At 47.3% G+C, this 14717-nt stretch carries 16 protein-coding genes; 1 reads left to right on the plus strand and 15 read right to left on the minus strand.

All coding sequences use genetic code 11. The features are described from left to right. Positions 1-10 precede the first annotated feature (10 nt). The 7 genes from ACDJ59_RS14320 to ACDJ59_RS14350 form a co-directional block, all read right to left on the minus strand. Positions 11-637: a YdcF family protein gene (locus ACDJ59_RS14320; RefSeq protein WP_413409563.1), complete on the minus strand. Its 627-nt coding sequence runs from the start codon at positions 635-637 to the stop codon at positions 11-13. Continuing rightward, positions 634-1179, minus strand: coding sequence for a hypothetical protein (locus ACDJ59_RS14325; RefSeq protein WP_413409565.1), 546 nt, complete (start codon positions 1177-1179; stop codon positions 634-636). Before ACDJ59_RS14325 ends, ACDJ59_RS14320 begins: the two co-directional genes overlap by 4 nt. A gap of 99 nt (positions 1180-1278) precedes the next feature. Next, positions 1279-1989, minus strand: a complete 711-nt coding sequence (locus ACDJ59_RS14330; protein ID WP_413409566.1) for a hypothetical protein — start codon at positions 1987-1989, stop codon at positions 1279-1281. Further along, positions 1986-3041, minus strand: a complete 1056-nt coding sequence (locus ACDJ59_RS14335; RefSeq protein ID WP_413409568.1) for an ATP-binding cassette domain-containing protein — start codon at positions 3039-3041, stop codon at positions 1986-1988. Before ACDJ59_RS14335 ends, ACDJ59_RS14330 begins: the two co-directional genes overlap by 4 nt. Positions 3042-3048: 7 nt before the next feature. Then, entirely contained in the window at positions 3049-4779 is a 1731-nt protein-coding gene (gene argS, locus ACDJ59_RS14340; RefSeq protein WP_413409570.1) for an arginine--tRNA ligase, read from the minus strand. Between the two features lie 535 nt (positions 4780-5314). Beyond that, a complete protein-coding gene (locus ACDJ59_RS14345; protein ID WP_413409572.1) occupies positions 5315-5650 on the minus strand; it encodes a four-helix bundle copper-binding protein in 336 nt (111 codons plus the stop codon). Positions 5651-5723: 73 nt separating this feature from the next. Further along, positions 5724-6842: a CobW family GTP-binding protein gene (locus tag ACDJ59_RS14350; protein WP_413409573.1), complete on the minus strand. Its 1119-nt coding sequence runs from the start codon at positions 6840-6842 to the stop codon at positions 5724-5726. A gap of 171 nt (positions 6843-7013) precedes the next feature. On the opposite strand from ACDJ59_RS14350, the gene ACDJ59_RS14355 reads away from it, so the two are divergent. Beyond that, a complete protein-coding gene (locus ACDJ59_RS14355; RefSeq protein ID WP_413409575.1) occupies positions 7014-7532 on the plus strand; it encodes a MogA/MoaB family molybdenum cofactor biosynthesis protein in 519 nt (172 codons plus the stop codon). Between the two features lie 71 nt (positions 7533-7603). Here ACDJ59_RS14355 and ACDJ59_RS14360 read toward each other — a convergent pair whose 3' ends face one another. The 8 genes from ACDJ59_RS14360 to ACDJ59_RS14395 all read right to left on the minus strand — a co-directional run bounded on the left by ACDJ59_RS14360 (position 7604) and on the right by ACDJ59_RS14395 (position 14597). After that, positions 7604-8158, minus strand: coding sequence for a hypothetical protein (locus ACDJ59_RS14360; RefSeq protein ID WP_413409576.1), 555 nt, complete (start codon positions 8156-8158; stop codon positions 7604-7606). A 74-nt stretch (positions 8159-8232) separates the two neighbouring features. Next, positions 8233-9252, minus strand: a complete 1020-nt coding sequence (locus ACDJ59_RS14365) for an oxidoreductase (protein ID WP_413409579.1) — start codon at positions 9250-9252, stop codon at positions 8233-8235. Positions 9253-9362: 110 nt separating this feature from the next. Further along, positions 9363-10013, minus strand: a complete 651-nt coding sequence (locus tag ACDJ59_RS14370) for a hypothetical protein (protein WP_413409581.1) — start codon at positions 10011-10013, stop codon at positions 9363-9365. A 397-nt stretch (positions 10014-10410) separates the two neighbouring features. Beyond that, positions 10411-11865 carry a nicotinate phosphoribosyltransferase gene (locus tag ACDJ59_RS14375; RefSeq protein ID WP_036609243.1) on the minus strand — a complete coding sequence of 485 codons (1455 nt, stop codon included), beginning with the start codon at positions 11863-11865 and terminating at the stop codon, positions 10411-10413. Between the two features lie 197 nt (positions 11866-12062). Further along, positions 12063-12620, minus strand: coding sequence for a cysteine hydrolase family protein (locus ACDJ59_RS14380; RefSeq protein ID WP_036609245.1), 558 nt, complete (start codon positions 12618-12620; stop codon positions 12063-12065). 67 nt (positions 12621-12687) lie between these two features. Beyond that, complete coding sequence (locus ACDJ59_RS14385) at positions 12688-13491, minus strand: NUDIX hydrolase (protein WP_036609248.1); 804 nt, start codon at positions 13489-13491, stop codon at positions 12688-12690. Between the two features lie 78 nt (positions 13492-13569). Further along, on the minus strand, positions 13570-13974 hold the full coding sequence (locus ACDJ59_RS14390; RefSeq protein ID WP_036609249.1) for a PaaI family thioesterase: 405 nt from the start codon (positions 13972-13974) through the stop codon (positions 13570-13572). Positions 13975-14183: 209 nt separating this feature from the next. Further along, positions 14184-14597, minus strand: coding sequence for a RicAFT regulatory complex protein RicA family protein (locus tag ACDJ59_RS14395; RefSeq protein WP_197997748.1), 414 nt, complete (start codon positions 14595-14597; stop codon positions 14184-14186). Between the last annotated feature and the right edge of the window lie 120 nt (positions 14598-14717).

Below are 14717 nucleotides of genomic sequence, written 5' to 3' on the forward strand. Positions count from 1 at the left end.
ACGTGCAACCTTACGGCTGCTGCGGATTGTCTATCCATCCTTTGATCGTATATCCCATGTACATCACGGTCTCTCTTGCGAGAAAAGGAAACTTGCTGCGCCAGGTTCGATACGCCGTAGTTCGTGTCGGAGAAGGTACGGCATCCATACCCAGTCCGGCAGCCAGCTTCATGGCACGTTTCATATGTAATGGATCACTCACAATCGTATAGGTTTGATAACCGGCCTGTTCACCAATCGGAATTGAATTGACTAGATTCTCCTCGGTAATTCTGGATTTGGTCTCTATGCGAATGTCCGCAGGATCTACTCCATGTGCGATGGCATACTTCTGACCCACTACAGCTTCCGTATGTTCTCCATCACCACTTGATCCACCTGTGAAAAGCAGATTACGAACGGTACCCTGACGGTATAATTCAATCCCGTGTTCAATACGTTCGCGAAATACAGGTGAAGGGTTATCCCCCGCCACGGCTGCGCCCAGAATTATTGCTGCATCCGATATCCTGGATGAATCCTCATCCGTATATGCAGATATACGTACAGCCGTAACTACAGTCCACAGGATTCCAACCAATACTACAGCCAGAACCGTCATTAATATCCAGCGTTCCGTTATCCGTTTGCTTGTCATCCATCCTCTTCCAAAGCCCTTGCTTGCATACTCTCGGTATGCATCCGCTCCAGCGTTTGCAGAGCTGCTGCGGATTCGGCATCCAGACCAAGCTCTGCAATCCATGCACCCGTATACTGCTGAAGACGGATCTCCAACTCCTGTGCACGGTCTTTGAAATCCTCCAATTCCTTAATCATGCGTGATCGTCCTTCCGGACTGAATGTCTCGTGAATTCGTTCCTTGAAATAATGATGTACGATACGGTTACGTTGCTGCCATAATTCATTCAACTGGCGAGTCTCTTCCTCAGAGAATGTAAAATGATGCCGCACTTCGTGAATGAGCTGCCCCAGTGAACTGCTCATCTTTCGTTCGTACAGATCTTCCAGATCTTCTTCAGACACAGCCTTGCCCTGAGACATTTTCATTAATAAAATCAGATTGACCAGCTGCTGTTCAAGCGCCTGCCCGTAGTACACTGCCAATCCGTAATAGGCAAACAATTCCCTGGAGTGTTCGCTGTCCAGCATGTCACCATTCTGGATATCTGTATTTTGCATATGCGAGCGCCCCCTTCAACCGTACAATGTTAACCATTCCATGTCCCTCTATCCTAACCAAACCAAGAGCAACATTCAAGTTATCGGGAAGCGCGTCTTCTAACTCCGCAGATCTCTTCTTCCGGACAGCCACACATGGATGATTAGTAACCCTAATGCATAGAGCACAGTCCACAGCATAACCGAAACAAAAGAGTCCACCTTTGATTCATCAAATAACATCATCTCACCAACCAGATAAAAGGCTGGTGGAAGAATGCGGCCAAGCCATTCTAACGATTCAGGCAAACGTTCACTTAAGGAACCTTGGATAAACGATAGTAATAATACAATAATGAGGGCAGGCATACTTCGACTAAGCAAGGGAATGTACGATTTTTGAAAGAATACACTGATGCCTAATCCCAGCAGTGATAACCCCAGATGTCCTAACCAAGTCATCATCCACTCCTCACCTGTGGGTTGTCTCTCGAACATTCCAGCGAACACGGGATACAGCACAGTGATTGCGGTGAGCATGAATTGCATTATCCAGGCACAGATGAGTTGACTTGTTACCACCTTACGCCTGCTTCCTGCATGAAGGACGAGTAATTGATACTGCTTTGCAGGTTCGGTATTCATCACCATTACTCCGAGCCAAGCAGCTGCCAGAAATAACAGCATAGCCGTGACACTGTAACTGTCCGCAATAGGGTTGGGTTTGTAGGAATAGATCAGCAGCATGGTGATGATATAAAAGATAACCGGTGCAAAATATTTCTGTGAGCGAATGTGATGCCTTAACAAATATCGGGTCAGATAGATCATTTGGCTTCTCCCCCCGCATCATCCATGGAAGAGCTTAAGTCCACAGATTCTGTGACACCTCTAAGACTCGCATGTACAGCTGGATGTTGTCCTTCCAGCAGACTTTCCATATGTAATTGACTTTCTTCCTGTTGTACAGACACAACCGAACCTCCGGATGCCAGAATTATTCTGAGGACATCATCTGTTGATTGTTGAACTACTTTCCAATCCCACAACCAAACATTGGATATCCCTGAACTTGTATTACGAACTAAAGACAGTACTCCCGGTTGTTGTACAATCGATAGATCGTTAGCCAAATCCTCTTCAGCTTCCGTCAGACTTTGAATACGTACAACGGGTTCGCCAGCTTGTAGTATATCTTCACGACTCCAGTAGCGGAGCACGCGGCCTTTCTTCAACACAATTACCTGGTCTGCCAAACGTTCGATAAGCAACGGTTCATGGCAAGCTGTAACGATGGATGTCCCTTCATCCTTCCATTGTCCCAATAAGGATACGACTGCCTCTTGAGCTGGAATATCCAAGCCTGACAACGGTTCATCCAGCAACAAAAGACCACCCGGTCCAGGTAACAGGGCCTGAATCAAATTCACTTTTTGCAATGTGCCCTTGGATAATAAGGGTAACTTCTGATCGATCGCGGTATCCAGATATAAAAGTTCACTAAGTTCTCTAATCCGCTCACGCAGTATTTCGGGGCGAATGCCCCGAATCCGACCCATGTCCCACAGATACTCTCCAGAGGTAAAGGGTAAACGTGGCAGGCTATCTACTGCATACCCATCAGAACCCTTCATTGTGCGCTGGATCGATCCTGTGTCGGGTAACAAAATACCTGCCAACATACGTAGCAACGTGCTTTTGCCCGAGCCGTTTCTGCCAACAAGTACAGCACATTCGCCCTGCTTCACTTCCAGATTAATTTCATCAAGTACTTGAGCATTACCTAATCGCTTGCTCACTTGTTGAAGCAATATACCTCGACCTGATGGGTCTAGTGTAGCTTGATCGGACTTCTTGAAAAGACCACGTGTACTCCATGTCATTGTGGGATCACATCCGTTCCGGAGCCTGCACACCAAGCAAATATAGAGTGTGCGCGAGGCGTTCGGCAGTCCGTTCGGCCAATGCGATCCGGAAAGATCTTACATCAGATGGCGCATCCGCAATCCGTTCGGCGTGATAGAAGCGGTTGAACGCTTGAGCGACATCTATTGTATATTTGGCAATGACCGAAGGCTCATTCCGATGAATTGCTTTTTCCAGATACTCGGGATAATCACCCAGCAGTTTCAGCAATGCCCAGGAGGTATCTCCGATAAGGGATGGAGTGGTTACTGTGTTATTCTCACCTTCCGCAAGGTTGGGTTTAGGCATAGGGTTTTCATTTTCCACGCGGATCGCCTCTTCTGCCTTGGCAAGCACACTTTGAATCCGGGCATGGGTATACTGCACATAAGGTCCGGTCTCTCCTTCAAAACTCACCGCATCTTCCAATGAGAAGTCCACATCGTTTAACCGACTATTCCGCAGATCACCGAAGACAATGGCACCTACACCAACAGCCTCAGCCACCTTCTGAGGGTTCTCCAGATTCGGGTTTTTCTCCTGAATAATCTGCAAGGCACGAGCAACTGCCTCATCCAACACTTCCTGCAAAAAGATGACTTTACCGCGGCGGGTAGACATTTTCCGTCCCTCAAAACGCATTAATCCAAACGGGATATGTTCACACTTCGCAGACCATTCATGACCCATCCGGGATAGGACCGCAAATACCTGCCGGAAATGTAACTTCTGCTCGCCTCCGACCACGTATAACAACCGATCTGCCTTCATCACCTCATGACGATAGACTGCCGTAGCCAAATCCCGAGTAGGATAGATTGTTGTTCCATCTTTTTTGATAATCAGGCACGGGGGCATGTTCTCATCCTCCAGACGTACCACGAGTGCTCCATCACTCTCTTCAAGTAAACCTTTTGCCTTGAGTTCTTCAACCACTGCGCCCATCTTGTCATTGTAAAAGCTTTCTCCCAGCGTATGGTCGAACTTTACATTCAGACGTTCATACATCCGGTTGAATTCCTTCATGCTCACTTCCACAAAGAACGCCCATAACCGCTGTGCTTCATCATCCCCTTGCTCCAGCTTGCGGAACCAATCCCGTGCCTCAATCTCCAGAGAAGGATCGTTCTCCGCCTCATCGTGGAAGCGCACATACAGTTCCAGTGACGTACGGATCGGGTCTGTCTGCAACGCTTCATCATTGCCCCACCGTTTGTAGGCTGCGATCTGCTTGCCAAACTGGGTTCCCCAGTCTCCCAGATGATTCACACTTACGGAGGTATAACCCGCTTCGTTATACAACCGATACAGTGCTGCACCGATCACAGTAGAACGCAAATGCCCGATTCCGAAGGGTTTTGCGATGTTAGGGGAAGACATATCAATCACAACACGTGAACCTTGACCAAGCTGGAGCTTACCAAATCCGGCATTCCCCAGTTCTTTCAGCAGATTCGGCGCGAGCTTCTCCCGGTTAAAACGGATATTTACATACGGCCCGGCGGGTGTCGCTTCAATTCCAGATGCCTGTAATCCCGTTGCGAACTCAGTTGCAATGACTGCCGGTGCTTTTTTTAATGACTTCGCTAATGCAAAACAAGGGAACGCTGCATCCCCCATCTCCGCCTGTGGTGGGACTTCCAGTAATCTCAGAACCTCTTGTTCATTCAAACCCGTTAAAGGGGCAATATCGGCCGCAGCCTGCTTCATCAACATGCCAAACACTCCTTATCCATTCATTATTGGCTGAAAATAAACACAAAAAAGCTCTCGTCTCTAAATAAGAGACGAGAGCTGAATTAACAGTTCCCGCGGTACCACTCTAGGTGAACAGCTACTCCTAATATGCATCAACATGCATACCAGTATAACCTGTTCCGCTCGATGCGTATAACGGTCGCAAGCCGGGTTACCCTCAGACAGATATGGCCTATCCCCAATCGGGATAAGTACATCTTTTCGGATAACCATCTCACGGGTGCGGTTCACTCAGGTCATGTCATACCGGCTTCCACCTCTCCCGGCTCGCTGTCATGTATGGATCTGGCTACTCTCCCGATCATTGATATTCTTCGTTTCAATTCATTGCCATCATTATACATACCACGATCAGACTTGGCAACCTACATTAAAAATCCCCTACTGAAAGGCAACACATAGGCACATCGTCTCAGATGCTTGTGTTCACTGCCTTCCCTTAGGGGACAACGGTCATTATCGGTTTTAATTATATATTCCAGTGAAATAATATTTACGCCACTGCTGCCATCAACCGGCAAGCTTCTGCACATCTGCGGCAAGCCTCTGCACATGTTTGGCAGTGATCATGGTGGTGTTTGCCACACTCTGCGGCGCAAGCTTCACAAGCTTTCACACACAATTCGCATATTTCAGCAATGAAATCACTTCCACGTGTCATCGCTTGTGCAGCAAAACTGCAGATCTCCGCACATTCCCGATTCAAACGAATGCAATCACGCAGCATCGCCAGATCATATTCTTTCAGACTCGATATGTAACATACGTTGCATGCATTCATGCACTCCAGGCAAGCATCGATACATTGTTGATATTGTTGTTGTGTCATTTAAAGTTACCCCCCAGGCAAAGTTTGCTATGCATCTTAATACCCAGTTCGGAGGAATATTGAATCATCTAACCTACTTTATCGCTTCCAATTCCAGTAATTGGTCACGAATGACAGTTTGGTCAAAATGTTCACCTATAAACACAGCAACATTAGGGACATCTCCCTGAGGTGTGATCTTCATGTAATCCGATTCACGGTAGGCATACTGGAACCAGAAACGGCTCGCCGTGTCACTAAACGATAAGATGCCTTTTGCTCGATACACGTCCCGTGGCAAAGCAGATACAAATTGTTCAAATGCTTCACTGTTCACCGGATGACTGAAATAATGCGTATACACCATAACATGTTCGTGTGAGGCATGAGGAGCAGAATGCTCGTGTCCGTGGTCATGACTATAGCTATGAGATGCGTCAGTATTCGTAGCATCGCCTTGGACTGTATGATCTGTATGCTCATGTCCATGATTGCAGCCATGTGTACCACAAGCTTCCGTATGCACATGATGCTCCTGGTGAGCCGGCTTGCCTGCTTCAGAAGCTGAATCACGTACGTGCACGTCTACACCGCTGCGAAGCAACAGATCCATCTCCACCTCACATTTCACTGTAGGGATTACAGGTGCGAAGCCATTCCATTTTGCCAAAAGCTGTTCCAGATCCTTCAGTTCCTGTGCACTCACCCGATCCGTTTTATTCAAGAGAAGCACAGACGCACAACGAATCTGCTCCTGCATTAGTTTGAAGGTCTGCCCCTTCTGCTCCTGATACAGACCAGACAGATGTGCTGCATCCACAACAGTAATGAGACTTTTCAGTTCCAGTCGCATGTAGAGTGAGGTCTCCGTTACCGCATCCAGAATCTCCATTGGATTCGCCGCACCGGTTGCTTCAATGATGATCACATCCGGTGATTCCTCCTGAATGAGATCGGCAAGTTGCAATCCCAAGTCACCACGAACGGTACAACAGATGCATCCACCTAACATCTCTGTCATCGGAACGGTGGAATCCACAATCTGACCATCCAGATTGACTTCGCCTAACTCATTCATCACTACTGCGGGACGCAAACCCTGCTGTTGCCAATGTTCGATCAACTGAACAAGCAGTGTTGTTTTGCCACTCCCCAAAAAACCTGACAGTATATATACAGGTATGGATTGTTCTTTTAAAATCGTTTCATTCATGCGTATACACCTCTCTGATTGTCCTTCTTGTAACCTAGTCTATCTATATCTAGCGAGTGTACACCATCCCGCATTCGTTGTGCAATAACGTTCAACTCTTCCCCAGTACATTGCCTGATTCTAACGGATGGTCTATGCTATGAGGACATGTTGATTGAAGGAGGAAGTTTCATGACTAATTCAGTGGAACAACATCGCCAGGAAGCTCCAACCACGGTATCGTGCATGATTGTTACAGTGTCTGACACGCGAACTAAAGACACCGATACCAGTGGCCAGCTCATGCACCAGCTTCTGGATGAAGCAGGTTATCAGATCGTTGAATACATCATCACACCAGATGAAACAGAGAACATTCGAAGCATCCTGCAAGATGCAGCCGTTCGTGATGATATTGAAGCCGTGCTGCTTAGCGGCGGAACAGGGATTGCACCCCGAGATACAACCTACGAAGCGGTGTCCTCACTACTGGACAAGGAACTCCCGGGCTTTGGTGAGATCTTCCGTTTTCTCAGTTACACCGAAGATATCGGTTCCGCTGCCATCCTGAGCAGAGCCGTCGCTGGAACGATTGGACGCACAGCCGTATTCTCCATGCCGGGTTCCAAAGGAGCTGTCAAATTGGCCATGGAAAAACTCATTTTGCCCGAGCTGCGACATGTCATGCGTGAAATATATAAACCCGTCTGAAAGATCAGACGGGTTTTCGGGTTTATTTTCAGCTGTACGGTAAAGTAAGTACAAAGGGTATCTCGCTCTACTTACCTTAGTTGCCCCAGCACACGTTGGAACACCTGCATAACATCCTGTTCATACTTGTCCTTTTCCCCACCGGAAGCTGTATAAACGAGTGAGACGTATCCTTTGCTGCGAATCGTTGTCCGGCCAAGTGCATTCTCCAAGACAGCCTCATCACGATCCTCACTATACATTTGTTTCATGCTGGCAGCTCGTGCAGCCTTATCACTGAAAATATGGACTTTCACAATGTGCCTGCCACTTCCATTCAACAAATACATATAAGAGATCCCACCATGGCCGTCATCGGCAGACATATTATTCATCAGCTGAATACCTTTTGATTCAAAACTCTTACTGATCTCACTCACCAATTCACCGTTTAATCCGTGTCCTTGATTCTGTGCCCGCATATTTCCTTCATCTGTCGCTTCACGGGTGTAGACCTTCCGCTCCTGTTCAATGGATGATGCCGAACAAGCCACCAGGGACCAGATACTCGTTATCAACACGCCACTTACAAGTACTGACTTCATTGTTCTTCCAGCCAGACTTCGCCCTTTTCTACCAAACCACATGCCAATCCTTCCTTTCCAGCCACGTGTACTGTGACCCAATCAGGTAGAATTAGCATGTCTAAGGACTTAGAATCTTATGCGGATGGCAGATCTGATATTGTATTGACCACCGTACGACCCACTGCACCACCTTGGAGTATCGTCTCCAGCGTAAGAGGCAATTGACCTAGAGAAATCTCCCGGATTCCCAGTTCCAGCGCGCGCTCTGGTTTCCATTCTCCGCCGAGCAGTTTCCACAATCGTTCCCGACGTTCCATCGGACAATATACAGAGTCTATACCCATAAGCTGGATGCCACGCAAAATAAACGGAAGTACCGTGGATTCAAAAGCTGTGCCTCCAGTTAACCCGGATACCGCTACCGCACCTCCGTATTGAATCTGTTTCAATCGCTCCGCAAGAGCCGGTCCTCCTGTTGGATCAACAACTCCCGCCCATAGCTGTTTCCCCATCGCTCCTTTAGCTGGAGTATCAGCTTCTTCACGAGTAATGACCTCTGAGGCTCCCAAGTTTCTAAGCAATGGCTCCTCCTGCTCCTTCTTGCCTGTGCTGGCTGTTACTTCAAAGCCAAGCTTCGCCAGAATCGCTACTGCCATACTGCCAACACCACCCGTTGCACCCGTAACCAGAACCTTGCCCATCTCCGGTGTCACTCCAGCCTGTAACAGCGCATCTACCGAAAGTGCAGCCGTAAATCCTGCGGTTCCAATTGCCATGGCTTCTTTCTCACTAAGACCTGGTGGCAGAGGTACCAGCCATTCACTGCGCAGACGCGCATACTCGCTGTACCCTCCGTAATGGGATACGCCAGGTTCAAATCCTGTACTGATCACCCGATCTCCTGGTGCAAAACGTCCACTGACCGACTCCTCTACCGTTCCAGCCAGATCAATTCCCGGTACCATCGGGTACTCACGAACAACACCGCCTTTCTCAAGGGTAGCGAGTCCGTCTTTATAATTGACACTGGAATACTGCACCTGTACCGTAACATCTCCATTCGGCAGATCTTCCTTCTTCAGTTGCTCTATAGAAGCTTTCACTCCGCCCTGTTCTTCTTTACGGACAACATATGCGTTAAAATGGTTTTTCATCGATAGCCACTCCTTCTTTGGATTTTATATATTTTTCCATTAAGCACATGAATTGTTCGCATTCAGCTTAACGGCTCCTTTTACCTATGGAATTCTTCGAATATTGATGATCAAACTCTGTCTCTCCTGAGCGTCAACAGATAGATTAGTGGACCCACAATAGGGATGATCCCCGCCGCTGCCCAAGCTGCTGAACGTCGACTCACTTCAGTATCCCTGTATATCGCAATCATGGAAAGTAAAGTCAGCAGCACAAAATCAATCGTCATGATATGTACAAAGGCAGATTGCTTGAATGCTTCCATATATACATCCGGATGACCTTGCATCACGGCATAGAAAGCTGTCCCCAGCGTCAACAGCAGAAGGACTACATGCGTCAGCTTGTGGGCTGCTACCCGTCCAATTCCCGACTCCCGCTGACGACCAAAATGCAAGCTTGCGTAACCCGAAGCTCTATTTGCGGATGATGACCATGCATAATAGGGAAGCAGGGCAAAAGCACCCAGTCCGAAAGAAAGTATGACAAACGGCCAAGCCGGAACACGGCCTCGTTCTTTCGCAGATGTTCTTAACAGCATACAGGCATAAACTGCCGGGAAAATACCTAACCACGAAAATACCGTAAGTAACCAAGGTTCTTTGCTTTGCATTGTAATCAGTTCTTTGAATATCGGATCACTTCCAGGTGACTGCCCCGGTGCCAACAACAATGCATAGGCAATAAAAGCGATCCAGACCAGTCCTAATATCCATCTCATGTCTGCACCTCCTCTTACTTTCATCCCCTACAGCTACGGGATTGAAACAATGCGATGCAGAATTTGGCGGCTCCTGCGCTTTCCCGAGAAATAATTACTGTTTTTCCCCTACAACCTCTTGAATTGTGCATGACTATTTCCAGTATAGCCTGTTACCTTGGCAGCCTGTCCATGAGATTTCTTACATCACTGGTCCACCTCATCGGGATCATATAAGAATAACGTCTATCAACTATCGACGTACTTTCACAGAAGACAGACCGCGTATAGCGGAAATTTTGCTTGCGATCATCGAATCGTTCAACTCCGCTAAGAACGTATACATTTTATAGGCATCAAAAAGGCATAAGCCAGTATACCTCACTGGTTATGCCTCTCTGTAATTCTTATGTGTGAATTATTCCTCTGTGGATTTCACATGTTCCGCAATGAGCTTCTGCTTCATATTCCATGCCGCAGGGCTGATGTTCACACGGTAGATCTCCGGGTTGAGCTTCCGTTGGTATTCAGGCCAGAAGAGGTTCATCTGTTCCCGGTGGTACGCCCGAATCTCATCCAAATTAGGCAGTTCATAAACTTTACGTCCATTCACAAAGATTGGCTCCAGCATATTCACCGCTTCGTAGCGGGTAACGGTCTTTTTCAGATAAGGGTGTAGCGGGTTGAACAGCTTGAGCGGTCCGCCCTGTAGCGGCTGCTCTTCCTCTGGATAGCAGATATAATCTGCAATCGCTTTGCCATGTTTCGGATCAATGATCCGGAACACTTCCTTTTTACCTGGAGTGGACACCTTTTCAGGATTGGCAGATATTTTGATCGTAGGCAGCATGGCACCGTCCACTTCACGCTCCACCAATTTGTACACTCCACCCAAAGATGGCTGGTCAGAAGCGGTAATCAACTGTGTACCAACACCCCATGTATCAATCCGTGCTCCTTGAGCCTTTAGGTTGAAAATCGTGTTTTCATCCAAATCATTAGATGCAACAATTTTCACATAATCCAAGCCAGCCTCATCCAACATCTGACGTGCCTGAATCGACAAGTACGCTAGGTCACCACTGTCGAGACGAATGGCATTCATCTTTTTGCCTTGGCTCTCCAACTTCTTGGCTGTTTTGATGGCGTGAGGTACTCCACTGTTCAATGTGTCAAAGGTATCAACCAGCAGCGTAACCTGATCAGGCAACACTTTGGCATACACGTCAAACGCCTCCTGTTCGCTCATAAAGCTCTGTACCCAGGAATGGGCATGTGTACCTGCTGTTGGGATTCCGAAGCGCTCTCCGGCCAGCATATTAGACGTTGCATCGAAGCCTGCTACATACGAGGCACGTGCGCCCCAGATGGCAGCATCCGCTTCCTGCGCACGTCGGGTGCCGAATTCGAGCAACGTATCCTGCTGCGCTACTTGTTTGATCCGCGAAGCCTTGGTTGCAATCAACGTCTGATAATTCATGAAGTTAAGTATCGCCGTCTCCACCAATTGAGTCTCCATAATGGAGCCTTCTACCCGAATGAGCGGTTCGTCAGGGAAAACAATTGCACCCTCCTTCATGGAATGAATCGTCCCCTGAAATGAAAACTGGAGCAACTCTTCCAGAAAGACCGGATCGTAATTTTCCTCTTGTTTGGATAAAAATTTGATGTCGTCCATCGTAAACCGAAGCTGGCTGATATAGTTCACAATGCGTTCCAATCCGGCAAATACGGCATATCCGTTGCCAAAAGGAAGCTTACGGAAATAGGCTTCAAATACCGCCTTCCGCTTATGAGTACCATTCACCCAATGGGCGTACATCATATTGATCTGATATTTATCCGTATGTAAAGCCAGGCTAGTTGTCTGCATTTGTCTCATCCTCTCTGACTTCCGCTCGTGCCCCCAGATTTCATCTGTGAACACGGGTTAACATATGGAGACTCATTCTTCATGATTCTGTTCATCCGTATTAAACAAACAAGTCTCCCGTAAAAAACTCTATACACCATTCACCATATTCATCCGGTTCCTAACATGAGGTCAACCAAACATGACTATGGAGTAAATTAAGCCAAGACTGTCTCGCTCGCCTTAACCACCGAAGCACCAAGGCTGGAACGAAAATGTCCAAGTGCCCACTCATGCCCTGCCGGATTGAAGCTGGCAACGGCATCTTCATATACCGTAATATGAAAACCTTTATTGTAAGCATCCACTGCGGTATGCAATATGCAAATATCCGTGCATACCCCTATGAGTGCAATATCCGTAATACCACGTGCACGCAGTCTGAGTTCCAGATCGGTCCCACAGAATGCACTATATCTCGTCTTATCCATCCACTGTATATCTGTTTTCCGTTCTTCCATCACTTGGGCAAGACGACCATATAACTGTCTTCCCTCCGTATTTCTGATGTTATGAGGTGGGAAAAGTACAGTCTCCGGGTGATATGGATCATTTTCTTCGTGTAGATCCACAGCCATGATTACCTCATGTTTGTTCTTACAATAGGCCTCGGTTACAGCTGCAATTGTCTCTTCGATCTCTACTGCCGGCTGACCTACAGGCAAAGAACCTGTCACAAAATCCTTCGTAAAATCAATGACAATCAGTGCTTTCATCGTCAACACTCCCTTAGCCCAGAAATGGTTGATCCTGATTCAATCAGATTGACACACCTATACATTATTACGTATAGATGGAAAGGCGTGGTACGAGTTCTGTAAAACGATATAGCTGCGCCGGACGCTGCGAGTACTGGTTGGAACTCACCAGGTTCCCCTCTTCATCTCTTACTTCTTCCACAATGCCTTTACGGCTGCGGGTAGACGTAATCTTGCGAATGAAGTTTGGTTCTTCAAAATCCGGTACAACACTTTGAATAACCTGATATAATTCACTTAATGTAAAATCACGTGGCAGGAACTGACGAGCAATCGTCGTTTCCAGCATCTGCTGTTGAATACGTCGATAAGCATCTTCAATGATTGTTCTGTGATCAAAGGCCAGTTCCAGTTCTTGCAGCGCCTCCTGAATGGTGAACAATCCAACATCCTCAGCATCATCTGCTGCTTGGCGTTGATCCAGCATCCATTCTTCCACAAGCGCGAAAAATGCGTGGGAGATAATCCAGCCCCTCGGGTCACGACCCGGCTGACTGTATACATTCAAGTACTCCAGATGTCCACCATCTACACCTGTCTCTTCCATCAGCTCACGCTTAGCTGCACCATAGATGGATTCATTCTCCTGACAAAATCCACCGGGTAATGCCCATCTGCCTGCAAAAGGCCAGCCTTTGCGCTTGATCAGCATCACTTTCAGTTCCCGAATGGGAAGTGTCTTCGTCACCGTCTTGCGCTCCCGCTTGGTTAAGGTGAACATAACGATATCCGCAGGAACACCATCGGGGGTACGATATTTTTGGGAACTATAAGCACGTGCTGCTTGTTCGTCGCTCTCTGCATTGAAGTGTTCGTAGTTTTCGCTCATGGGCACCACCGACTATTTTCATTTTGATAATTTCATTATGACATAATAATATCTTTTGTCAACAGCAGGATTCATGCGTTACGTTCTCGGGCGTGCTATGCGGAATGTCGCCGTAGCCATACATCCCAACGTGCCCGATGCATCACGAACCTCCGATTGAGTCGTAACACTTCGTCCTGCTTGATGCAGTACCGTAGCTGTCACCGTTAATTCCCCTTGTTTCATTGGTGCAAGGAAATGTACGTTCAGATTTGTTGTCACACAGCCGTCTACTTCCATTGCTGCTGTTGCAACCATACCCATCGCCTGGTCCATCAGTGAAGTCAATACACCCCCATGAATAATCCCCATGGAGTTGGTATGATGTTCACCTGCTGTCAACGCGATCTGTACTTCTTTGCCATCTCCTTTAATATAACGACAACCGAGAAATCCCCAGAATCGTCCGTCTCCGTCTTCCACCATTTTGTCCAAAATACTCATTATTCATTTCTCCTTTATTCACTGTACGTATCAAGCTCTCTTGATGTCATGTGCCTTTATCATTAAAAATCAGCCGCGCCACACAAAATAACCCCACAGCGTGGAGCTTTGCTTGGAATTATACTCCGAGTACTTGGCGATAGCCACTCCACATTAACGGTTATGTAATGTCAAAAAGGGCGCGGACAGCGTCCGCACCCTTCCGTCATTTAACCGCAACTGGTCGGAGGTGAATCCGTTCCAGCCTCCACGTTTACTTTTTCAGAAACCGTATCCCGGATTACAGAGATCACTAGTTGAAGCAAGTAGTTGATGTCGCTCTGGCTCTGCTGGAATTCCGTAACCAATGGAATACTGTCCAGTTCGCTTTGCAGATCTTCAATTTCCTGTTCAATTTTGCTGACCATCTCCACATTTTTGAAGCTTTCAAAAGCAACAATCTCTTTTTGTTTTTTCTTGATCGTTGCAATCAACTGCTGGATGCGCTCATGATCCCGAATTTTGGTTTCAGCCTGTTGAAACTGTCTAACTTCCTCACTCGTTCCGAGCATATCAGCCAATTCTTTGGCTTTTCCCATAATGTCGTCGCGTATGACCAGATTGCGCGTATCGTAGGTTGGCATTCCATAATGGTTGTACTGCACTTCTTCCTGCGCCACTGAAATCGCTCCATTCTATGAGATGATATAAGATGAATACTTGACGTTGCATTAAGCTCAGTTGACTGCTCAGTGACCGCTGCG

This window comes from Paenibacillus amylolyticus, assembly GCF_047302515.1.
GTDB classification, from domain to species: Bacteria; Bacillota; Bacilli; order Paenibacillales; family Paenibacillaceae; genus Paenibacillus; species Paenibacillus amylolyticus_G.